The sequence below is a fragment of the Zeimonas arvi genome, from assembly GCF_008039575.1.
GTDB lineage: Bacteria > Pseudomonadota > Gammaproteobacteria > Burkholderiales > Burkholderiaceae_E > Zeimonas > Zeimonas arvi.
In genome coordinates this window covers 195545-216671 of sequence record NZ_VDUY01000005.1, presented here as the reverse complement: position 1 = coordinate 216671, position 21127 = coordinate 195545, and the positions used below count along the sequence as shown (strand labels likewise).

19 protein-coding genes are annotated in these 21127 nt (G+C 68.4%); 14 read left to right on the top strand and 5 right to left on the bottom strand.

Annotated elements, in window-relative coordinates:
• Window positions 1-14 precede the first annotated feature (14 nt).
• The 4 genes from FHP08_RS13450 (at window position 15) to FHP08_RS13435 (ending at window position 3052) form a co-directional block, all read left to right on the top strand.
• Window positions 15-1280 (top strand): benzoate/H(+) symporter BenE family transporter, encoded by a 1266-nt coding sequence (locus FHP08_RS13450; protein ID WP_147704990.1) that lies wholly within the window; start codon window positions 15-17, stop codon window positions 1278-1280.
• Between the two features lie 63 nt (window positions 1281-1343).
• Entirely contained in the window at window positions 1344-1646 is a 303-nt protein-coding gene (locus FHP08_RS13445; RefSeq protein WP_147704989.1) for a hypothetical protein, read from the top strand.
• Window positions 1647-2552 (top strand): glycine/sarcosine/betaine reductase selenoprotein B family protein, encoded by a 906-nt coding sequence (locus FHP08_RS13440; RefSeq protein ID WP_222707896.1) that lies wholly within the window; start codon window positions 1647-1649, stop codon window positions 2550-2552.
• Between the two features lie 128 nt (window positions 2553-2680).
• Window positions 2681-3052 carry an MliC family protein gene (locus FHP08_RS13435; RefSeq protein WP_147704988.1) on the top strand — a complete coding sequence of 124 codons (372 nt, stop codon included), beginning with the start codon at window positions 2681-2683 and terminating at the stop codon, window positions 3050-3052.
• Window positions 3053-3077: 25 nt separating this feature from the next.
• On the opposite strand, the gene FHP08_RS13430 is transcribed toward FHP08_RS13435, so the two are convergent.
• The 3 genes from FHP08_RS13430 to FHP08_RS13420 all read right to left on the bottom strand — a co-directional run bounded on the left by FHP08_RS13430 (window position 3078) and on the right by FHP08_RS13420 (window position 5560).
• Window positions 3078-3530, bottom strand: a complete 453-nt coding sequence (locus tag FHP08_RS13430; protein WP_147704987.1) for a hypothetical protein — start codon at window positions 3528-3530, stop codon at window positions 3078-3080.
• Between the two features lie 45 nt (window positions 3531-3575).
• On the bottom strand, window positions 3576-4577 hold the full coding sequence (locus tag FHP08_RS13425; RefSeq protein ID WP_147704986.1) for a YeiH family protein: 1002 nt from the start codon (window positions 4575-4577) through the stop codon (window positions 3576-3578).
• 209 nt (window positions 4578-4786) lie between these two features.
• On the bottom strand, window positions 4787-5560 hold the full coding sequence (locus tag FHP08_RS13420) for an IclR family transcriptional regulator (RefSeq protein WP_147704985.1): 774 nt from the start codon (window positions 5558-5560) through the stop codon (window positions 4787-4789).
• Between the two features lie 37 nt (window positions 5561-5597).
• On the opposite strand from FHP08_RS13420, the gene FHP08_RS13415 reads away from it, so the two are divergent.
• Window positions 5598-7031 (top strand): NAD-dependent succinate-semialdehyde dehydrogenase, encoded by a 1434-nt coding sequence (locus FHP08_RS13415; RefSeq protein WP_147705149.1) that lies wholly within the window; start codon window positions 5598-5600, stop codon window positions 7029-7031.
• Between the two features lie 41 nt (window positions 7032-7072).
• Here FHP08_RS13415 and FHP08_RS13410 read toward each other — a convergent pair whose 3' ends face one another.
• Window positions 7073-7837, bottom strand: a complete 765-nt coding sequence (locus FHP08_RS13410; RefSeq protein ID WP_225879135.1) for an AraC family transcriptional regulator — start codon at window positions 7835-7837, stop codon at window positions 7073-7075.
• Between the two features lie 174 nt (window positions 7838-8011).
• On the opposite strand from FHP08_RS13410, the gene FHP08_RS13405 reads away from it, so the two are divergent.
• Complete coding sequence (locus FHP08_RS13405; RefSeq protein WP_147704983.1) at window positions 8012-9187, top strand: YbfB/YjiJ family MFS transporter; 1176 nt, start codon at window positions 8012-8014, stop codon at window positions 9185-9187.
• A gap of 10 nt (window positions 9188-9197) precedes the next feature.
• Here FHP08_RS13405 and FHP08_RS13400 read toward each other — a convergent pair whose 3' ends face one another.
• Window positions 9198-11549, bottom strand: a complete 2352-nt coding sequence (locus tag FHP08_RS13400) for a molybdopterin-dependent oxidoreductase (protein WP_147704982.1) — start codon at window positions 11547-11549, stop codon at window positions 9198-9200.
• A gap of 146 nt (window positions 11550-11695) precedes the next feature.
• Between FHP08_RS13400 and FHP08_RS13395 the strand changes: the two genes are divergently transcribed.
• From FHP08_RS13395 to FHP08_RS13365, 8 genes are all read left to right on the top strand, one after another.
• Window positions 11696-12460 (top strand): IclR family transcriptional regulator, encoded by a 765-nt coding sequence (locus tag FHP08_RS13395; RefSeq protein WP_147704981.1) that lies wholly within the window; start codon window positions 11696-11698, stop codon window positions 12458-12460.
• On the top strand, window positions 12432-13523 hold the full coding sequence (locus tag FHP08_RS13390) for a histone deacetylase family protein (protein WP_225879134.1): 1092 nt from the start codon (window positions 12432-12434) through the stop codon (window positions 13521-13523). The genes FHP08_RS13395 and FHP08_RS13390 overlap by 29 nt, the downstream gene beginning before the upstream one ends.
• 23 nt (window positions 13524-13546) lie before the next feature.
• Complete coding sequence (locus FHP08_RS13385; RefSeq protein WP_147704979.1) at window positions 13547-14953, top strand: aminotransferase; 1407 nt, start codon at window positions 13547-13549, stop codon at window positions 14951-14953.
• A gap of 62 nt (window positions 14954-15015) precedes the next feature.
• Window positions 15016-16602, top strand: a complete 1587-nt coding sequence (locus tag FHP08_RS13380; RefSeq protein ID WP_187272294.1) for an ABC transporter substrate-binding protein — start codon at window positions 15016-15018, stop codon at window positions 16600-16602.
• A gap of 6 nt (window positions 16603-16608) precedes the next feature.
• The gene (locus FHP08_RS13375) at window positions 16609-17586 is read left to right on the top strand and encodes an ABC transporter permease (protein ID WP_147704977.1); all 978 of its coding nucleotides are present in this window, start codon (window positions 16609-16611) and stop codon (window positions 17584-17586) included.
• Window positions 17583-18428 (top strand): ABC transporter permease, encoded by an 846-nt coding sequence (locus FHP08_RS18570; protein WP_222707895.1) that lies wholly within the window; start codon window positions 17583-17585, stop codon window positions 18426-18428. Before FHP08_RS13375 ends, FHP08_RS18570 begins: the two co-directional genes overlap by 4 nt.
• A complete protein-coding gene (locus tag FHP08_RS13370) occupies window positions 18425-20056 on the top strand; it encodes an ABC transporter ATP-binding protein (protein ID WP_222707903.1) in 1632 nt (543 codons plus the stop codon). Before FHP08_RS18570 ends, FHP08_RS13370 begins: the two co-directional genes overlap by 4 nt.
• Window positions 20057-20117: 61 nt before the next feature.
• Entirely contained in the window at window positions 20118-21125 is a 1008-nt protein-coding gene (locus tag FHP08_RS13365) for a Bug family tripartite tricarboxylate transporter substrate binding protein (RefSeq protein ID WP_147704975.1), read from the top strand.
• Window positions 21126-21127 lie beyond the last annotated feature (2 nt).

Here is a 21127-nt window from a genome sequence, read left to right as displayed (position 1 = left end):
CCGACCAGGCGCCCATGACCGAACCGCTGATCGAACGCCCTGCCAGCCCGCCTACCAGCTTCGCGCGGCTGCGCGCCGATTTCGGCGCCACCTACGCCGCGAACGGCCTGATCGGCTTCATATTCGCGGCCACCGGGCCGGTGGCGGTGATCCTGTCGGTGGGCACCCGAGGCGGGCTGTCGCAGGCCGAGCTGGCCTCGTGGATCTTCGGCGCCTTCTTCCTGAACGGCTTCCTCACCCTGGCTGCCTGCTGGCTGTACCGCAAGCCGCTGGCCTTCTTCTGGACCATTCCCGGCACGGTGCTGGTCGGCCCGGCCTTGCAGCACCTGAGCTTCCAGCAGGTGGTCGGCGCCTTCATCGCCACCGGCCTGCTGATGCTGCTGCTGGGTCTCTCGGGCTGGGTGCGGCGGGCGATGGCGCTGGCCCCCATGCCGATCGTGATGGGCATGGTGGCCGGCGTGTTCCTGCGCTTCGGCATCGACCTGGTCCACGCGCTGCGCGACGACCCCTGGGTGGCCCTGCCGATGGTCGCGCTGTTCCTGGTGCTCAGCGCGCGGCCGGCGCTCGGGCGCAGGCTGCCGCCGATGATCGGGGCCCTGTCGGTCGGCGCGGTGGCGGTCGCGCTGTCGGGCCGCTTCGACGCGGGAGGCGCGGCGGCGCAGTGGCTGGCCCTGCCGGTCTTGCAGGCGCCGCAGTGGTCCTGGCAGGCCATGGTCGAGCTGGTCGTGCCGCTCGCGATCACCGTGCTGGTCGTGCAGAACGGGCAGGGGGTGGCGGTGCTCAAGTCGGCCGGCCATTCGGCGCCTGTCAATGCGGTCACGATCGCCTGCGGGGCCTGGTCCGTGCTCACCGCTTTCGTGGGCACCGTGTCCACCTGCCTGACCGGGCCGACCAACGCGATCCTGGCCTCGTCGGGCGAGCGCGAGCGCCACTACGTGGCCGGCATCGTCGTGGCCCTGCTCGCGATCCTCTTCGGCCTGTTCGCGCCGCTGTTCGCGCAGCTGATGCTCGCGTCGCCGCCGGCCTTCATCGCCACGCTGGCCGGCCTGGCGATGCTTCGGGTGCTGCAGGCCTCGTTCGTCACCGCCTTCGGAGGCCACTTCACCCTGGGCGCGCTGGTCACCTTCGTGGTCACGGTGGCCGACCTCACGCTGCTGAACATCGGCGCCGCCTTCTGGGGCCTGGTGGCCGGCTTCGCGGTCTCATGGTGGCTCGAGCGCGGCGACTTCGAGGCGATGCAGGCAGCAGCGCGGGCCGCGGAGGCATCCGCCCGGCCTTGATCCGGGGTCGCCGGATCGCCGCGCGGGGACTAAGATGAAGCGTCCCAGCAGGAGCAACGAGCGATGGCGCAGAACATTCCGACCACGCCGGCCGGGTTCGACGAGACCCGGATCATCAAGCGTCCCGATGGCATCTGGTGGCAGTCGCGCGACGGCGGCCGCGAGTACGGCCCCTTCGACACGCTGATGGAGGCGGTCGCCGACATGCAGGCTGCCGAAGACGCCGAGGGCGCCGAGGTGGAGGATGCGCTGGATGCCGCCGAAAGGGTCCACGAGGCGGAAGACGTCCTGGGCATCCCCGACTGGGTCGACCCCGAGACCGGGCAGCTGGCCGACGACGAGCGCACCCGCTTCGAGGACCACTGAGTGCAGGGTCCCGTCCGCTACATGCAGCGCACGCGCGAGTGGTATCTCGCGCTCGGCTACGACAACCCCTATGAATGGGCGCACCACGACGACGCGCCCTTCCAGCCGCTTCGCAAACCGCTGGCGGCCAGCCGGGTCGCCATCGTGACCACGGCGGCGCCGTTCCAGCCCGACAAGGGGCTGCAGGGTCCGGGCGCGCCCTACAACGCAGCCGCGAAGTTCTACCAGGTCTATTCGGGCGACAGCGCCGGCGACCCGGACCTGCGGATCGCGCACGTCGGCATCGACCGCAGGCACGCCGACATGGCGGACATCGGCTGCTGGTTCCCGCTGAAGGCGCTGCGCGATGCGGTGCGCGCGGGCCGCGTCGGCCGGCTGGCCCCGCGCTTTCACGGCGCGCCCACCAACCGAAGCCAGCGGCACACCGTGGAGGTCGACGCGCCGGAGATCCTGGCGCGCTGCCGCCAGGACCGCGTCGATGCGGCGATCCTGGTGCCGAACTGCCCGGTCTGCCACCAGACCGTCTCGCTGGTGGCGCGCCACCTGGAAGCCGGCGGGATCGGCACCGTGGTGATCGGGGCCGCGAAGGACATCGTCGAGCACTGCGGCGTGCCGCGCTTCCTGTTCAACGACTTCCCGCTGGGCAATGCCGCCGGCCGGCCAGGGGATCCGCGCTCGCAGGCCGCCACGCTCGAGCTGGCGCTGCGCCTGCTCGAGTCGGCCCCGGCGGCGCGCACCACGCTGCACTCGCCGTTGCGCTGGGCCGAAGACGATGCCTGGAAGCTCGACTACTGCAACGTGGCGCGCACGCCGCCCGAGGAGATCGCCCGCTTGCGGGCCGACAACGAGCGGGCCCGCGAGATCGCCCGGGCCCTGCGCGAGGCTCCCGGCGTGGCCGAAAACTGACGGATGGCAGGCAGCGCACCGTCGGGCGGCGTCATCCGGCGGCCGTCGAGCTGTTCGATCGGGGCTGTCCGGCAGTAAACTCGCGCCTGACGGGGAACCCGGTTGTCGGGGGCCCGGAGGAGTCGGACATGCGTCTCATCAAGTTCGCGGCCATCGCCGCTGGCCTCGTTCTCGCCGCCGTCCAGTCGCCGGTTTCGGCTGCGGACGAGGAGCTGGTGCAGGTCGCCAGCTTCAACCCCCACGGCTTCAAGGTCCCGCCGGGCGTTTATCGCTGCGACCTGAACCGCAGCGTCCACGTTCGCCAGGTTTCGCCCGACATGCAGTCGGCGGTGCTGAACTGGGACAAGAAGGACTACACGCTGCACGCGGTCAACGCCCGCAGCGGCGCGCTTCGTTACGAAGACGCCGCGTCGGGCCTGGTCTGGCTGGTGATCGTCGGCAAGGCCATGCTGCTGGACACCAAGAACGGCAAGCAGCTGGCCAACGACTGCAAGGTCTGAAGCCCCGGTCGCTCGGGCCGGCGGCTCAGTCGGTCTGGCTTGCGGGCGGCAGCAGGGTCCGGGTCTCGCGGTAGATCCCGCCGGACTCCACGCTGCCCCGCTGCGCGCCCTCGCCGCGCACGCGGGCCTCGCAATCGGACCGGTCGGCGTCCGGCAGCCGCAGGCAGCGCTTCAGGGCGTTTTCCAGGTATTCAGAAGGGGGGTGGCCGTTGCCCAGGCGGGCGCGACGCGCCTCGTCGCGGGCGGCGCCCGCTTCGCGCAGGCAGTCGCTGCGGGCCTGGTGGGTCAGTCCGGCGAGGCACAGGGCGCGGTTGCGCTGGTACTCGGCTTCGATGCCGTCGGCAGTCGCATTCCCGGCGGGCGGATCCGCCGCAAGCGCCGCACTGCAGGCAGCCGTTGCGATGAGCGTCGAAACCAGGCGCATGGCAGCAGGCAGCGTGCGCCGGACACGGAAGGGGAAACGGGCGTTCACCGTCATGGGCGGGATGCCTCCTTGTGGCGGGCCTTTCGTATTCTCCTCGCCTCAGCGCAGCAGCAGAACCCCCCCGAGGACCACTGCGGCGATGAACAAGGTCTCGCCGACGATCATCACCACTGGCTGCCAGCCGAGCTCGGCCAGCTGCCGGAAGGAGGTCTTCACCCCCAGGGCGGCGATTGCCACCACCAGGCACCATCGCGACAGGTCGCCGAGCCCGGTGGCCACGGCCTTCGGGACGACGCCCACGCTGTTGAGCACCACCAGCGCGATGAAGGCCACCAGGAAACCGGGCAGCAAGGGCGGACGGGCTGCGCCGTCGACGCCGCCTGCGCCTCGATAGACCTGCGCGAAGATCAGCACCACCGGCACGAGCATCGCGACGCGCAGCAGCTTGACGAGTGTGGCCCCGTCACCGACCTCGGGCGAGATCATGAAGCCGGCGCCCACGACCTGGGCCACGTCGTGGATCGAGCCGCCGAGAAACACGGCTGCCCCGCGTGCGTCGAGCCCGAGGGATTCGACGATCAGCGGGTAGAGCACCATCGCGACGGTCGATAGTGTCGTGACGCCCACCACGGTGAGCAAGGTGAATCGCTGTTGATCCTTCCCCTGGGGCAGCACCGCCGAGATCGCCAGCGCCGCCGAAGCCCCGCAGATCGCGACCGCCCCGCCGGTGAGCAGGCCGTCGGCTGCCTGTCTGCGCAACACTCGCGACAGTAGCCAGCCGAAGAGGATCGTGCCGCTCACCGCGACCACCACGATCGCCGCCGGCGCGGCGCCCAGTGCAACGATCTGTTCCATGCCGATGCGCGCGCCCAGCAGGGCGACCCCGAAGCGCAGGATCTTCTTCGACGCGAAATCGATCCCGGTCTTTACGCGGGGGCCTTCTGCGGCGAAGTTGAATGCCATCCCGAAGAGCAGGGCGAAGAGCAATTGGGGGCCGTCGTAGCGCTCGGCCAGGAAGCTTGCGGCCAGGGCGATGGTGATCGCGGTGAGGACGCCAGGCAGCGGCGCAGGATCGAGGCGAAGCGGCGGGAGTCTGGACATGTTGCGCGGATCGGCTGGCCGGGAAGCGAAGCCGCGATCTTACTTGACACTCGCTTGATCGAGCAGCCAATATTCATCAATAAGGAACTTCTGGTCTGTATTTGTGAACAGTTCGAATTGCAGGGGATTGGCGATCGCCCGGGGCCGGTGCGCAGGCGCTCAGGGCGAGGCCCTCATGCCTCGCGCCCATGCGAGTCCTGCTCGACTTGTCAGTGCCCTTGCGTTCGGGTTCCGGAGACGCCCTCTCGTTCGAGCTGGGCACTCACCTCGTCGGCGGCAGCGATGACCGCGGGAGCGAGCGTCCGCACGAGCGCCGCTCGCAGGCGCTCCGTCGGGCCGGAGATCCCGATGGCGGCAATCACGCCGCCGCGAGGCTCTCGGACAGGCGCTGCGAGACCGCGGACCCCCTCCCGCCATTCCCCGTTGCTGACGGCATAGCCGTGGTTTCGAATCCAGGCCATTTCTCGCAGGAAATCCTCGGGGTCGACGATCGTCGTGGGCGAGTGCCTCGCAAGTCGGCGCGACAGCGATTCGAGCTGAGCTTCGTTCTGCCACGCCAGGATTGCCTTGCCGGTCGCCGCGGCATAGGCGGGGGCGCGACCTCCGATCGAACTGAAGGTCCGGACCGGCTGCGGGCTGTCGAGCTTGTGGACATAGACGACATCGTCGCCGTCGAGAAGCGAGAGGTGGACGTTTTCCCGCGTCTGCTCGAGAAGGCGCCGCATCGGCGCTTCCGCCAGGCGCCGCAAGTCGAGATTCGCGAGCACCGTGGAGCCGAGTTCCCAGAGCCGGATCGAAGCGGCATAGCGGCCGGAGGCAGGGTCGTGACGGACGTAACCGAGCTCGACCAGAGCCTGCAGCAGGCGGTGGACGTTGCTTTTCCCGATGCCCAGCTGAGACGCCAGCGCAGTGATCCCGAGCGCCTGTTCGGAACGCGCGAGCGCCTCGAGCAGCGCCATGCCCTTGACCAGTGTGTTGTTCATTTCCCGAGATTGTATTGAGTTCCGACCAAGGATCATCATGGGCTACGAAGACCTTACCCTGTACATCGATGGCGAGTTCCTGAAAGGCGATGGGCGCGCCGAGCAAGCGGTGACCGATCCGGCAACCGGGCAGCGCATCGGAACGCTTCCGCTCGCACGCCAGGCGGACCTCGACCGGGCACTGGCCGCGGCCGCTCGCGCGTTCGAAACCTGGCGCGAGGTGTCACCGCTCGAGCGCAGCCGCATCCTTCGGCGCGTCGCCGAACTGAGCCGTGAACGCGCGTCTTCGATCGGCCGGAACATGACCCTCGACCAGGGCAAGCCGCTCGCCGAAGCGGTGGGCGAGGTCTCGCGCTGCGCCGACCACTGCGACTGGCACGCAGAGGAGTGCAGGCGAATCTATGGCCGAGTGATCCCGCCACGCTCGCCGAATGTTCGACAGATGGTGCTGCGCGAACCCGTCGGGGTCTGTGTCGCCTTCACGCCCTGGAACTTCCCGTTCAACCAGGCCATCCGCAAGATCGCGGCTGCGATCGGCGCGGGCTGCACGATCATCCTGAAGGGCCCTGAAGACACGCCCAGCGCGATCGTGGCAATCGCCCGCATGTTCCACGAGGCCGGGTTGCCGCCCGGCGTGCTGAATCTCGTCTGGGGTGTGCCGTCGGAAGTCTCCTCGTACCTCATTCCGGCGCCTGTCGTCCGCAAGGTCTCGTTCACCGGGTCGGTGCCCGTCGGCAAGCAACTGGCCTCGCTGGCTGGCGCGCACATGAAGCGGATCACGATGGAACTGGGCGGTCACTCGCCCGCCATCGTCTGCGAAGACGCGGACATCGATCGGGCCGCCGATCTGCTGAGTGCGATGAAGTTCACCAACGCGGGGCAAGTCTGCGTGTCGCCCAACCGGATCTTCGTTCACGAGAATGCCTGGGACCGCTTCGTCTCGCGGTTTCTCGACAATGTCTCGAAGATCCGGGTGGGGCCTGGCCTGGATCCGGACACCCGCATGGGGCCGCTGGCTCACGAAAGGCGCCTGCCGGTCATGGAGGCGCTGGTCGCCGACGCCTGCGAGCGCGGCGCACGGCTCGAGGCCGGAGGCAGGCGCGTCGGAGACCAGGGGTACTTCTATGCGCCGACGGTGCTCACCGACGTGCCGGAGGACAGTCTGGTCATGACCAGCGAGCCGTTCGGGCCGATTGCGCCATGCGTGCGCTTCCGCGACCTGGACGACGCGATCCGCAGGGCGAACAGCCTGCCTTATGGGTTGTCGTCCTATGCGTTCACCCGATCGACGAGCAAGGCCCTGGCGCTCCAGAACCGGCTTCAGGCCGGCATGGTCAACATCAATCACTCCGGCCAGGCGCTGCCGGAAACCCCGTTCGGAGGGGTCAAGGACAGCGGGATCGGCAGCGAGGGCGGCAGCGAGACCTTCGACGGATACCTTGTGACGAAGTTCGTGACGCAACTCGATTGACCGTCACTCCCGGCACGGCAGGTTCTCGCATTGCGCCACGCTCATGAGACGGCTTCGTGCCGGGACCAGGCGCCGGGTGAAACGGCCATCTCGGATCTGAACATGTGGCTGAAGGCCGAGGTGTTCGCGTAGCCGAGCTCGAGCGCCGTGGCGGTCACGCTGCGCCCTGCGCCGAGCAACTCGATGGCCCTGAACAGACGCAGCCGGTGGCGCCAGGCGCGCGGCGACAGCCCGGTTTCGCGAATGAATCGGCGTGAAAGCGTGCGGGGCGAGGCACCGAGCCTCGCCCCCCATTCCTCGATGCTGCGCTTGTCGGCGGGGTGCGCATAGAGCACTTGACAGAGGGCGTCCAGCATCGGGCTGCGCGGCCACGGCAGATGGAAGCGCACTGCAGGCATTCGCCGAAGCTGGTCGAGGGTCAATCGACGAACGCGGCTCGCATAGCCGGGATCGTCGGTCTGCCCGCTGAGGCGCTCGGCTTCGACGATCAGGGCCCTCAGCAGGTCCGAGACGTCGAGCACGCGGCAGCCCGACGGCATGCCGAGCCGCGGCCGGTCCGCGACGTAGAGACTGCGGAACTCGGCGCCCAGCCACGTGCCGACACGATGCGGCGTGCCAGTCGGTATCCAGACGGCCTGGCGAGGCGGCACGGCGAACCAGCGGTCATCGGCCGCGACGACCAGCACCCCGGAGATCGCGTGGACCAACTGGTTCCACGCGTGGCGGTGTTCGGGAAACGCGTGCCGGGCCGGCAGCCGCTCTGCGCGGACGAAGATCGACGCGGGCAGCCTTTCGATCTCCGGCACCCTGAGTTCCGACCAGTGTTGCCATGCCTCGCGCATTGCGATTCCCCCGCCATCGGTCAGCGGTGCGGCCCGATCGGCATTGTCCGCTCATCGACAGGTTCTGTCTTGATGGCGGGAGCGTCGGCCTGGCAGGCGCCCTAGAGTGGGTCGACGCCGCACTCCCGAGATTTCCGAATGGACCGGATCGCCCCCTGGAAGGTCGCGACGGCAGGAATCGCCAGTCTCATCCTGACCGTCGGATTTTCGCGCTTCGCGTACACGCCCATGCTTCCGGTCATGCAGCAGCAGACCTGGCTGACCGATGTCGCCGGCGGCTGGCTTGCGGCGATCAACTATGCCGGCTACATGGCCGGCGCCTTGTCGGCGACCGTGCTGCATCGCCTGCGGCACAAGTTCTACCTGTACCGGATCGGCCTGCTGATGGCCCTGATCACGACTGCCGGGATGGGCCTCACCGAGGATCCGCTGGCGTGGGCGATCCTTCGCTTCGCCGGCGGCGTTTCGAGCACTGCGGGCATGCTGCTGGCGTCGGGGCTGGTCATGAACTGGCTGATCCGAAATGGCCGCCGCCCCGAGCTGGGCGTGCATTTCTCGGGAATGGGGCTCGGGATCGTCGCCTCTGGCGCGATGGCTGGCGCGTCGGGGAGCTTGCTTAGCTGGTCGGGGCAGTGGCTGGCCTTCGGCCTGGCCGGCTTCCTCTTCTTCCTGCTGGCCTGGGCCTGGATGCCGGCGCCCGCGGACGCGCCGCCGGCCCATGCCCCTGCTGCAAGGCGAACGATTGACGGCGCCGCGCATCCCGAGGGAGGCAATCGATGGCTTGCCTGGACGACGCTCGCCTACCTTTGCGCCGGCTTCGGCTACGTCGTGAGCGCGACCTTCATCGTGGCGATCGTCGAAGCCCTCCCGCACATGTCGGGCCGCGGGGCGGCGGCGTGGGTCGTCGTCGGTCTGGCCGCCGCGCCCGCGACGTGGGTCTGGGACCGCGTCTCGCGTCGCATCGGCGGCAACCGGGCCCTGCAGACCGCCTACTCGCTGCAGATCCTGTCGATCCTGCTGCCGCTGCTCGACGGCGCGCCGCTCTCGACGATGGCCGCGGCGGCGCTGTATGGGGTGACCTTCATGGGCATCGTCAGCCTGACCTTGTCCGGGATCGGGCGCCGATATCCCGAAAATCCGGCGCGAGCGATGGCCAGGCTGACACTCGGCTACGGCCTCGCCCAGGTCGCTGCGCCCGCGCTGACCGGCTACCTGGTCGCGGGGCGCGGCGACTATCGTGACGCCCTGCTGATTGCCGCGGCGGTGATGGCGCTCGGCGTCGCTTGCCTGCGCCGAGCGCACCGCCATGCCTGAGCACCGTGGGTCAGCGGTGCACGAAGGTCGGCAGCTCGAACGCGGTGACCGGCGGGGCCTCGCCTTCGAAACGCTCGATCTGCACCAGGCAGCTCTGGGCCGCGCAACCTTGCGACAGGGTCGACGCGGGCTCGTCCCGGGTGAGCACATTGGGGTTGCCGTGCTTGTCCAGGCTGCCCGGCGTACCGGGATCGACCGGGTCCCACCATGCGCCGGTCGACAGTTTCACCACGCGCGGCGCGACCCGATCGGTGACGACAGCCGCGGCCAGGCAGGCGCCGCGATCGTTGAACACCCTGACCAGGTCTCCGTCGGCGATCCCGCGTGCGCCGGCGTCCTCGGGATGAATCCACGCCGGTTCGCGGCCCTTGATGCGGGCGCCCACGCTGTAGCTCGAGAAGTCGAGCTGGCTGTGCAGTTTCGTGAAGGGTTGGTCGGAGATGAGGTGCAGCGGATAGGCCTCGGCTTGCGCGGCGCCGAGCCACTCCCTGGGCGCCAGCCAGACGGGGTGGCCCGGGCAGTCCGCGAGCGCGAATCCGGCGATTCGTTCGGAATGGATCTCCACCTTTCCGCTTGGCGTCCGCAGGGGCGCGGCGTGCGGATCCTCGCGAAACGCGCCCAGCATGACCACCGGTTCGGCCGGCTCGGGCAGCCGCAGCGCGCCTGCGTCCCAGAAGGCCTCGAACGGCGGCAACTCGAATCCCGCTGCCGCCGCGTGCGGGATCGAATCCTCGTACAAGCGCCGCAGCCAGGCCCGCGCGTCCAGGCCCTCCGTGAACGCTTGCTCGGCGCCGAGGCGCCGGGCGAGGTCGCCGAAGATCGTGTAGTCGTCGCGCGCTTCTCCCGGCGGAACGCAGATCGGCTTCATCGCGACGATCAGGGCTTCGCGGGTCGAGTAGCCGATGTCTTCTCGCTCGAGTGTCGTGGTCGCCGGCAGGACGATGTCGGCCATCCTGGCAGTCGGCGTCCAGACCTGCTCGTGCACGACGATGGTTTCGGGCCGCTGCCAGGCCCGCGCGAGGCGGTTCAGGTCCTGGTGATGGTGGAAGGGGTTGCCGCCTGCCCAGTACACGAGCCGGATGTCCGGGTAGCGATGGGTGCCGCCGTTGTAGCGGAAGGTCTCGCCGGGACGCAGCAGCATGTCGGCGATGCGCGCGACCGGGATGAACTCGCTCACCGCGTTGCGGCCCTGCGGCAGCGTCGGCCCGGCGAACCGGCGCTCCGGGCTGCCGATCAGGTTGACCGCTCCGTAGCCTGCGCCGAAGCCGCCGCCTGGCAGGCCGATCTGGCCGAGTACCGCGGCAAGCGCCACCGCAGCCCAGTAGGGCTGCTCGCCGTGGTCTGCCCGTTGCACCGACCACGAGACATTGACCAGCGTGCGCACCGTGGCCATCTCGGCGGCCAGCGCACGGATGCGCCGTGCCGGCACGCCGGTGATCGGCGCCGCCCAGTCTGCGTTCTTGACGATGCCGTCGGCTTCACCGAGGAGGTAGTCGCGCCATCGCTCGAAGCCGACGCAATGACTTGCCAGGAAGGCTTCGTCGTGGCTGCCGGCGAGGATCGTTTCGCATGCCAGCGCGAGCATGATCGCCGTGTCGGTGTTCGGCCGGATCGGAACCCATTCGACAGCGCCGGCGCCCGGGACTTCCAGGTCCGCGCCCACCGGGCTGAAGTTCACGAAGCGGCAGCCGTTCGAAGCCATGCTCGCGAGGCCCTCTCGAACCCGATGCCGCGCGGTGCCGCCCGCGGAAATCTGCGCGTTCTTGGCGGGCACGCCGCCGAAGCTGACGAAGAGTTTCGTGTGCGCGGCGAGCACGTCCCAGCCGTGATGGCCGGCCATCAGCTCGTCCATGGAAGCGACGATGTGCGGCATCAGCACGCGCGCCGCTCCGAGACTGTAGCTGTCGGCATGCCTGACGTAGCCGCCGATCGAGTTCAGGAATCGATGCACCTGGCTCTGGGCGTGGTGGAAGCGACCGGCACTCGACCAGCCGTAGGAGCCACCGAAGATGGACGCATTGCCGTGCGCGGTCCGGACGCGCTCGAGTTCGGCGGCGACCAGCTCCAGCGCCGTGTCCCACGGCACCTCGACGAAGGGCTCGCGACCGCGCCCGCGCCCGCGGCCCGTGTCGAGACGGCTTGCGCCTGTTTCCCGATCCAGCCATCCGGCGCGTACGGCCGGCCGCCGGACACGGAGCGGCGAGCCGTTGGCATCCAGCATCGCGAGGCCGATAGGGGACGGGTCGGGGTCCTCGGGCAGGCCTCTCAGCGCCCGGATCTGCCCCGTCGCCGGATCGGCAACCGGCTCGTAGATACCCCAGTGGCTGGAGACGAGATTCCTGCGTTCGAGACTTGCTTTCATGGCGGTGCGCGCTCCTTGTGCCGAAGTCCGGTGCGGGTCGCTCGATCAATGCGCTTGACGGCTTCGGCGTCTCAAGCTTACGATGATTCCACTGAGCAGTACAAGAGTTCTGTATTTGTGAACAAACGCCGTCCAGGAAGGACCGGTTGAACAACACCCTCGTCAAGGGCTTGCAGCTTCTGGAGATGCTTGCGCACAGCAGGCGCCCGCTCGGGGTCACCGAACTGGCCCGCTCGCTGGGTTTCGGCAAGAGCCTGACGCATCGCTTGCTGCAAGGCCTGATCGACCTCGGCTACGCGAGCCGTGTCGAGCCGGAGGCTACCTATGCGGTAACCGTTCGGCTGTGGGAGCTCGGCGCCGCGGTGCTCGAGCATCTCGACATACGGGCGGTGGCCATGCCCTTGATGTCCGACCTTCTGGAACAGACCCGCGAGACCGTGCATCTGTCCGTGCTGGATGGCGACGAGGTCGTCTATGTACACAAGCTCGACAGTCCCGAGCCGGTGAGGGCCTATTCGGAGATCGGCGGGCGGGCGCCCGCCTGGTGCGTCGCCACCGGCAAGGCCATGCTCGCCTGGCGCGATCCAGGCAGCCTCGAATCCCTCTCCGTGCGCCTCGTCAGGCACTCGCCGCACACGATCACCGATCCCGCGACCTTCCTCCGGGAAATGGCACGGATCCGGGAGGCCGGCTATGCCGGCAATCGAGGCGAATGGAGGGAGGGCGTGAGCGGGGTCGCGGCGCCCGTGCGCGATGCGGCTGGCAACGTGATCGCGGCGGTCGGCCTGTCGGGCCCCGCCGAGCGACTCAGGCCCTCGGCGTTCCGAACCCTCGCGTCGAGCGTCATCAAGGCCGCACAAGAGATTTCCCGGGCCATCGCGGGTGACGCGCCCCGCCGTCCTGTCCACTGAATCGGTATCCCCCATGCAAGTCTTCTACGCCGCGCAGCAGGCGCTTCACGCTCCCGACCACATTGTCGTCCGGGGACGGGTGACGCCCAATCTGGAAACACCCGCGCGCGCGGCTTCGCTGCGCGACACGGTCGTGGCGCTCGGTCACGCATGCGCCGCGCCCCGCGACCATGGGGTCGGCATCCTGCAGGAAGTCCACGACCCCGATTACCTCGACTTCCTGGCGAGCGCCGCCGAGCGCTGGCAACGGCTGCCCAACGCCGGGCCCCTCGTCCACGCGCATGCGTTTCCGCACCCGTTGCATCGGCGACGTCCGGCGAGCATCCAGGGTCAGGTCGGGTACTACCTGTCCGGAGGTTCCTGTCCGCTGTCGGCCGGCACCTGGGAGGCGGCGCGCTGGGCGGCCAACTGCGCGCTCGAAGCGGCCGAGGCGGCGTTGGCTGGCGCTCGCGAGACCTATGCCCTGTGCCGCCCGCCTGGCCACCACGCCTACGCGGACTTCGCCGGCGGGTTCTGCTACCTGAACAACGTGGCGATCGCCGCCCAGCGGATGGCGAAAGCGCTGGGGCGGGTCGCGATCCTCGACATCGACGTCCATCACGGCAACGGCACCCAGGGCATCTTCTACGAACGCGACGACGTGCACTTCGTGTCCGTGCACGGGGACCCGGACCATTTCTTCCCCTTCTACGCGGGCTATGCCGACGAAACCGGAGTCGGCCGGGGCGCGGGCTACAACCGCAACTTCCCCCTCGCGGCCCGGACGGGAGACCGGGAATGGCTCGCGGCCATCGCCGCGGGGCTTTCCGACATCGAGAGCAGCCGGCCTGCGGCTCTTCTCGTGTCGCTGGGGTTCGATGCATTCGCCGGCGACCCGTCGTCCGACCTCGCGGTCGGCACCGAGGGCTTTCGCGCCGCGGGCCGCCTGATCGGGGCCTCGCGGCGGCCCGTCGTCCTGGTCCAGGAAGGCGGCTATGTCGTCGAACACCTGTCGACGAATCTCACGGCCTTCCTCGAAGGCTTCTTCGCGGCGCGGCCCGAGTCGGCACCGCTGGCAACCTGAACACAACCCGAATGGAGCGAAGCATGGATCTCGGACCGCAGGGGGCAGTCAAGGACGGGGCGATCGACCCGGCGAAGGATGTGGCGCACCTCATCCATCCGTACACGAATCTCGACGCGCACGCGTCACGCGGGCCGGTTGTGATCGAACGCGGAGAAGGGGCCTACGTGTTCGACAGCAATGGCAAGCGGTACCTCGAGGGCATGTCGGCGCTCTGGTGCGCATCGCTCGGCTTCAGCGAGCGGCGCCTCGTCGATGCCGCCACCCGCCAGCTTGCCACCTTGCCCTACTACCACGTCTTCAATCATCGTTCCCACCCGGCGGCCATCCAGCTGGCGTCGCGGCTCACCGCAATCGCCCCGGAAGGTCTCAACCACGTGCTGTTTGCGAACTCGGGCTCCGAGGCGAACGACACGGCGATCAAGCTGGCCTGGTATTACAACAACGCGCTCGGACGTCCGAAAAAGAAGAAGATCATCTCGCGCTGGGGCGCCTATCACGGCGTGACCATCGGCGCAGGAAGCCTCACCGGCGTGCCGGCGATGCACGCCGACTTCGACCTGCCGATCGCGAACGTCGTTCACGCCGAGATGCCGAGCTGGTACCACGGCGCACGCAAGGGCGAGTCTCGCGAGGCTTTCGCTGCCCGCATGCTGTCGAGTTTCGAAGCCCTGGTCGAGCGCGAGGGGCCGGAGACCATCGCCGCGTTCATCGCGGAGCCCGTGAACGGCTCGGGCGGCGGCGTCATCCTGCCCCCTCCCGGGTACTTCGAGGGCATCCAGCGACTGCTCCGCAAGCACGACATCCTGTTGATTGCCGATGAGGTGATCACCGGCTTCGGGCGCACCGGCCGCATGTGGGGATGCGATCACTTCGGCATCAGGCCCGACATGATGACCGTGGCAAAGGCGCTGTCCTCGGCCTACATGCCGATCTCCGGGACGCTGGTCAGCGACGCGATCCACGACGCCATGAAGGCCGAGAGCCGGAAGATCGGCGCGTTCGCGCATGGCGTCACCTATTCTGCGCATCCCGTCTGCGCGGCGGTAGCCAACGAGACGCTGAAGATCTACGAGGAGCGCGACATCGTCGGGCACGTGGCCCGGATGTCCCCCCGCTTTGCGGAGCGACTCGCCGCCCTTCGCGAGCATCCGCTGGTGGGCGAAACCCGCGGCATCGGACTGCTCGGCGCCGTGGAGATCGCACGCGACAAGGCCGAGCGCAAGCCGTTCGATGCTGCGTCGGGAGTCGGTCCGTACATCCAGGCCCGGGCCATGGAGCATGGCGTGATCGTCAGGGCGATCCGCGATTGCGTCGCGGTGTGTCCGCCGCTGATCGTCGACGAAGCGCAGATCGATGAGCTGTTCGACGGCCTCCGGTCCGCGCTCGATGATGCGCGGGAATGGGTGCTGGAGAAGGGCCTCGCCTGAACAGCAGGCAGACACGCAAGCGGAACCGATACCGGCCGGTGGCCACCGGCAGAGGAGACACCATGAAGCGCATGTTGAGATTGTTCGGAACCTGGCTCGCCGCAGCGACCCTCGGCGGGTTCGCCCATGCCCAGGCACCTGTCAACGGCGGCACGCTGAACCTGATCGTGCAGCCCGAGCCGCCCACGATCAACCTCGGAGTCAACAAGCTCGGCCCCGTGTCCTTCGTCGGAAGCAAACTCTACGAAGGCCTGATCACCCTCTCGCCCAAGCTGGAGCCGATCCCGATGCTGGCGGAGTCGTGGTCCATCTCGCCGGACGGACTCGTCTACACCTTCAAGCTGCGCAAGAACGTGAAGTGGCACGACGGCAAGCCCTTCACCGCGGAGGACGTGCTGTTCAGCTTCCAGAAGTTCCTGCCGGCCACCTTCGCCCGCACCCGCCAGGTGATGGAGAAGGTCGAGTCGATCACCGCGCCCGATTCGCATACCGCGGTCTTCCGGCTCAAGCAGCCCTTTCCTTCGTTCATGCTGATCTTCGACGCCACTGGCGGGACGATCATGCCTCGGCACATGTACGAGGGGGTGACCGAGTATCGAACCGCGTCCCAGAACAACACCATCGTCGGCACCGGCCCCTTTCGGGTCAAGGAGTGGCGCAAAGGCGCATACATCCACCTGGTCCGCAATCCCGACTACTGGTCGCCCGGCAAGCCGCATCTCGACAACATCTATTTCCACGTGATCCCGGACGCCAATGGCAGGGCAATCGCCTTCGAAACCGGGAGGATCGATGCGCTCCGCGGTGGCGATGTCGAGAACTTCGAGCTGCGCCGCCTCGCGATCGCCAAGGACGTCAAGCTTGCCGAGTCTGGCTGGGAATTCCTCGACCCGATCGGTTTCCTCAACCTGAACCTGCGCAACAAGCCGCTCGACGACGTCCGCTTCCGTCAGGCGCTTGCCCACGCGATCGATCGCAACTTCATCGTGCGCTCGGTGTTCTCGGGTTTCGGTCGCCTGACGGACGGCCCGTTCACTTCCCGAAGCCCCTTCAAGAACACCGCCGCCGAGACGCGCTATCCGTTCGATCCGGCCCGGGCGCGCGCCCTGCTCGACGAGATGGGCCTGAAGCCGAATGCCGACGGCGTGCGGGCCGAGCTGAGGCTGGTGCCCCTGCCCTACGGCGAGACCTGGCAGCGGTTCGCGGAATTCATCCGCGAACGCCTTGGCGACGTCGGCATCAAGGTGACACTGGTGCCGACCGACGTGCCCGGCTGGTACCGCCGGATCACCAGCGGTGACTTCGACCTCGCGCTCAACTTCGTCTACCTGCTCGGCGACCCGGCGATCGGGAGCAATCAGACCTACCTGAGCTTCGCCGGCATGCCGGTACCGTCGTCCGCGGCCAACGTCGGCGGCTACTCGAATCCGCGCGTCGATGAGTTGCTTCGCACGGCGGAGCACACCCAGGACGTGGCCGAACGCCGCAGGCTGTATGCCGAGCTGCAGAAGATTCTCTCGCAGGACCTTCCGGTGCTCTGGACCCATGAGCTGGTCTTCCCGACCCTGCACCGGACCAAGGTTCACAACCTCCTGGCGACGGGGCTCGGGATGAACGAGAACTTCGCCGACGTCTGGATCAAGCGGTAAGCGGACATGCATCGCCTGAAACCGGTTCTCTCGAGGCTGGCGAAGGCCGCGGCCGTCCTGCTGGGGGTCATCGTCCTCAACTTCATGTTGCTGAGGATGGCCCCGGGCGATCCGGCCGAGGTGATCGCCGGAGAGATGGGCGCCGCGGACGCCCAGTTCATCGCGGACGTGCGGCGCGACTTCGGCCTGGATCGTCCCTTGCCCGAACAGCTGCTGGTCTACGTGGGGCAGGTCGCGACGTTCAACTTCGGCAAGTCGTTCCGCGAAAACCGCCCGGTCGCCGAGATCATCATCGAGCGCCTGCCGGCGACCCTGATGCTCACCCTCAGCGCCTTTGCATTCGCCCTCGTCACTGGCGTCGCGCTCGGTGTGGCCGCCGGGCGAAGGCCCGGGTCGAGGATCGACGCGGCGATCACGGTGCTTTCACTGGTGTTCTTCGCCATGCCCTTGTTCTGGCTTGGGCTGATGGCGATCGTGCTGTTCTCCATGCAGCTCCAGTGGCTTCCTGCCTACGGGATGTCGACGGTGGGGGCGGGGCTCGAGGGGATCGCCCGGCTGCTCGACATGCTGCGTCACCTGGCGATGCCGGCGCTGACGCTCGGACTTTTCTACATGGCCGTGTACATGCGGGTCACGCGGGCTGCGGTCGCCGACGTCGTCGACCAGGATTTCGTGAAGACCGCGCGGGCCAAGGGCGTGCCGGACGGTCGGATCTGGCGCCGTCACGTTCTGCGCAACGCGCTCCTGCCCGTCATCACCTTCGCGACGATTCAGGCCGGTCACATCGTCGGAGGTTCGGTCCTCATCGAGACGGTCTTCGCCTGGCCGGGAATCGGTCGCCTCGCGTTCGACGCCCTGTTCCAGCGTGACTACAACCTTCTGCTGGCCATCTTCTTCGTCTGTTCGGTCATGGTGATCGTGTTCAACCTCGTCGCCGACGTCCTGTACCGGCTCGCCGACCCCCGGATCGAGGTGGCCGCATGAAGCCGTTCCTGCGGATGCTGCTGGGCACGCCCGGCGGCCTGCTCGGCGCCGCGATCCTCGCGGCCGTCGTCGCGATCGCCCTGGCTGCCGACCTGATGTATCCCGGCAACCCCTGGCGGATGGTCGCCGAGCCGAACCTGCCGCCCTTTTCGCCGGGCTATCTCCTGGGAACCGATGTGCTGGGCCGCGACGTCGCGGCGGGGCTCGTGCACGGTGCCCGCGTGTCGCTGCTCGTTGCGCTCCTCGCGACCACGGTGTCGGTGGTGGTCGGGACCGTCATCGGGGCGATCGCGGGCTTCTTCGGGGGATGGATCGACGATCTGCTGATGCGACTGACGGAGTTCGTGCAGACGATCCCCAGCTTCCTGCTGGCTCTGGTGCTGGTGGCGATCCTCGCGCCGTCGATGGTGTCGATCGTCGCGGCGATCGCCGCGGTCTCCTGGCCATCGGTCGCGCGTCTGGTGCGCGCCGAGTTCCTGAGCCTGAAGACCCGGGACTTCGTCCGTGCCGCGGTGGTCGGCGGGCAATCGCATCTGAGGATCATGGCATGCCAGATTCTTCCGAATGCGGTTTCTCCGATCGTGGTCGCGGCATCGCTGATGGTCGCAACCGCGATCCTGCTCGAGTCGTCCATCAGCTTTCTCGGCCTGGGCGACCGGAACTACATCTCCTGGGGCTTCATGATCGGAGCGGGGCGCACCATGATCCTCCAGAACTGGTGGCTGTCGGCGTTTCCCGGCATGGCGATCTTCGTGACCGTGCTCGGCCTGAACCTCTTCGGGGATGCCCTCAACATGGCGCTCAATCCCAGGCAATCGCATGCACGGGGGGGAGCGCAATGAACCGCGGCCATGCCGAAGCCTTGCTCGAGATCCGCGACTTGTCGGTGTCGCTGCCTCGCGGCGGCGACCGCGGATTCGCGGTGTCCGGTGTCTCGATCACCGTTGCCCCGGGAGAGATCGTTTGCGTGGTCGGCGAGTCGGGATCCGGGAAGTCGGTGCTCGCCAACGCGGCCATGCGGCTGCTGCCGCCTTCGCTCGAGGCGAAGAGTGGCCGGATCCTGTTCGAAGGACAGGACTTGGCAGTCCTGTCGGCCGAGCAGATGCGCGAGCTTCGCGGTCGTCGGATGGCAATGATCTTCCAGGAGCCGATGACGGCGCTGAACCCCGTCCTCACGGTAGGCGAGCAGATCGACGAGGCGCTCGCGGTCCATGGGTTCGGGGATTCGACGACGCGCGGCAAGCGTGTGCTGGAGCTGCTCGAGTCGATGCACCTGCCGGATCCCGGAACGCTGCGCGGCCGCTACCCGTTCCAGCTGTCGGGCGGCCAGCGACAGCGAGTGATGATCGCCATGGCGATGGCGCTCGAGCCCAGGCTCCTGATCGCCGACGAGCCCACGACGGCGCTCGACGTGACGACGCAGGCGCAGGTCCTGTCGCTGATCCGGGAGCTCAGGCAGCGAAGCGGCATCGGCGTGCTGTTCATCACTCACGATTTCGGGGTCGTCGCGGATCTGGCCGACCGGGTGGTGGTGATGCAGACCGGGCGGGTGGTGGAGGCGGGGCCCGCGTCGCGGGTGCTCGAAGCGCCCGCCGATCCCTATACCCGGAAACTCATCGCTGCCGTGCCTCGCCTTGCCGACCGGCGCCTGCAGGCGCAGACCAGGGAGCCGTTGCTCGTCATCCGCGGATTGAGCAAGCAGTATGCGGCGCGCCGCAGCTTCTTCAAGCGGGAACGCGCGGGCGTGCGGGCGGTCGATGACGTCTCGCTCGAGATCGGGCGCGGCGAGACACTGGGCCTGGTCGGCGAGTCGGGGTCCGGCAAGACGACGCTCGGGCAGATCGTCGCCAGGCTCATCGAGCCGGACGGCGGAAGCATGCGGTTCGATGGCGTCGACCTCGGAAAGCTTCGGGGCAGGGCGCTGCGCGCGCTGCGTCCCCGGATTCAGATGGTGTTCCAGGACCCCTTTGCGTCCCTCAACCCGAGGCATCGCATACGCCGCATCGTCACGGAGTCCGCCATCCTGGCCGGTGTCGACCCCGAGGAAGCCAACCGCCGACTGCTCGAGACGCTCGAGCGCGTCGGCCTGGAGGCGTCCGCGGCGGACCGCTTTCCGCATGAGTTTTCCGGTGGCCAGAGGCAACGGATCGGGATCGCGCGCGCGCTGGTGATGCGCCCGGAACTGATCGTCGCGGACGAGCCGGTGTCCGCGCTGGACGTGTCGGTTCAAGCCCAGGTTCTCGAGCTCCTCGAGCAGATCCGGCGCGACCTGGGTCTCGCCCTCCTCTTCATCACCCACGACCTGAGGGTGGCGAGCCAGTTGTGCGACCGGGTGGCCGTCATGCAGCGGGGACGCATCGTGGAGATCGGGACGCCCGGCACGATCTTCCGCCAGCCAGCGCACGAGTACACCCGGTCACTGATTGCAGCGATCCCAGGCCAGGAATGGGAGATCCGCAGGGCGGCATAGGCAGCCCCGCGCCGCGAGCTCGCGGCACCCCCGCAACGAAACCCGAGAATCAGGAGAAGTGATGGACAGTTCAGGCACCGACCGCGTCGACAGGCTCCCTCGTCGAGCGCTGCTCGCCGGGGGCGTGGCGCTCGCCGCTGCGTCGTTGTTCCCGGTCGCCGCCCGCGCCCAGGGCAGTTGGCCCGACCGCCCGATCCGCATGGTGGTGCCCTTTCCCCCGGGCGGCAGCAGCGATTCCTTGGGGCGGGTGCTCGCCGAGGGTCTGCGCGAAGCGCTGGGCACGACCGTCGTCATCGAGAACAAGCCCGGCGGCACGACCCAGATCGGCACCGATCAGGTCTTTCGAGCCGACCCGGACGGTTACACGATCCTGCAGGGTTCGGCGACCGCATTCTCGGTGTTGCCCAACATGCGCAAGCTTCCCTACGACCCGGTGACCGGTTTCGAGTTCGCCGGCGGCGTAGCCGACTACATCGCGATCATCACCGCGCGCAACGAGCTCGGCGTGACGAGCCTGCAGCAACTGATCGATCGCGCGAAGAAGGCGCCTGGCAAGCTGACCTTCGGCTCGGCCGGTATCGCGTCGGCGGGCCACATCGCCGGCGAGATCCTGAAGCGCGAGGCCGGCATCGACCTGCTGCACGTGCCCTTCAAGGGATCGGGCCAGCTGATCGCGGCGCTGATCGGCGGCGAGATCGACCTGATCCTCGACGGGGTCGGGCTCGGCATGGCGAAGTCGGGCAAGGCGGTCGCGCTGGCCGCGTTTTCCGATCGCCGTCATCCGGAACTGCCCGATGTGCCCTCGCTGATCGAGGCTGGCGTGAAGGCGAAGCTTCCGACCGGCGGCTGGGGCATCATGGCCCCGCGCGGTACGCCGCCCGATGTCATGCGCAAGCTGTCGAGCGCACTCGAGCAGGTTGTCACCGATCCGAAGAACGTCGACGCGATGCTGCGTTTCGGGGTCGTGGCGCGCTGGACGCCCCCCGATGCCTACAGCAAGGGCCTCGAGGACGCTCGCGCCTATTACGCAGACCTGCTGCCTGCGATCGGCCTGAAGGGGGAGAGGTGAGC